Here is an 877-nt window from a genome sequence, read left to right as displayed (position 1 = left end):
TCTGTTGCAAAAATCGTGAAGCTTGAGCATGCTTGGCGGAGATTGGACGGACGGAACGATGACGGATTTCAAGTGGCGCCATTTCCAGGGTGATGTGATCCTGTGGGCGGTGCGCTGGTATTGTCGCTATCCGATCAGCTATCGCGACCTTGAGGAAATGCTGGCGGAACGCGGCATTTCGGTCGACCATACGACGATCTATCGCTGGGTCCAGTGCTACGCCCCGGAGATGGAGAAGCGGCTGCGCTGGTTCTGGCGGCGTGGCTTTGATCCGAGCTGGCGCCTGGATGAAACCTACGTCAAGGTGCGGGGCAAGTGGACCTACCTGTACCGGGCAGTCGACAAGCGGGGCGACACGATCGATTTCTACCTGTCGCCGACCCGCAGCGCCAAGGCAGCGAAGCGGTTCCTGGGCAAGGCCCTGCGAGGCCTGAAGCACTGGGAAAAGCCTGCCACGCTCAATACCGACAAAGCGCCGAGCTATGGTGCAGCGATCACCGAATTGAAGCGCGAAGGAAAGCTGGACCGGGAGACGGCCCACCGGCAGGTGAAGTATCTCAATAACGTGATCGAGGCCGATCACGGAAAGCTCAAGATACTGATCAAGCCGGTGCGCGGTTTCAAATCGATCCCCACGGCCTATGCCACGATCAAGGGATTCGAAGTCATGCGAGCCCTGCGCAAAGGACAGGCTCGCCCCTGGTGCCTGCAGCCCGGCATCAGGGGCGAGGTGCGCCTTGTGGAGAGAGCTTTTGGCATTGGGCCCTCGGCGCTGACGGAGGCCATGGGCATGCTCAACCACCATTTCGCAGCAGCCGCCTGATCGGCGCAGAGCGACAGCCTACCTCTGACTGCCGCCAATCTTTGCAACAGAGCC

General features: G+C 60.4%; 1 protein-coding gene. It reads left to right on the top strand.

The window, feature by feature from the left end; translation table 11 throughout:
* Positions 1 to 58 precede the first annotated feature (58 nt).
* On the top strand, positions 59 to 823 hold the full coding sequence (locus N5K27_RS28945; RefSeq protein ID WP_001389365.1) for an IS6-like element IS6100 family transposase: 765 nt from the start codon (positions 59 to 61) through the stop codon (positions 821 to 823).
* The last annotated feature ends 54 nt before the right edge of the window (positions 824 to 877 follow it).

It is taken from the genome of Pigmentiphaga sp. GD03639, assembly GCF_029845405.1.
Lineage (GTDB): Bacteria > Pseudomonadota > Gammaproteobacteria > Burkholderiales > Burkholderiaceae_B > Pigmentiphaga > Pigmentiphaga daeguensis.
The sequence above is the reverse complement of the archived record's forward strand: the minus strand, read 5'-3'. Positions and strand labels throughout refer to the sequence as shown.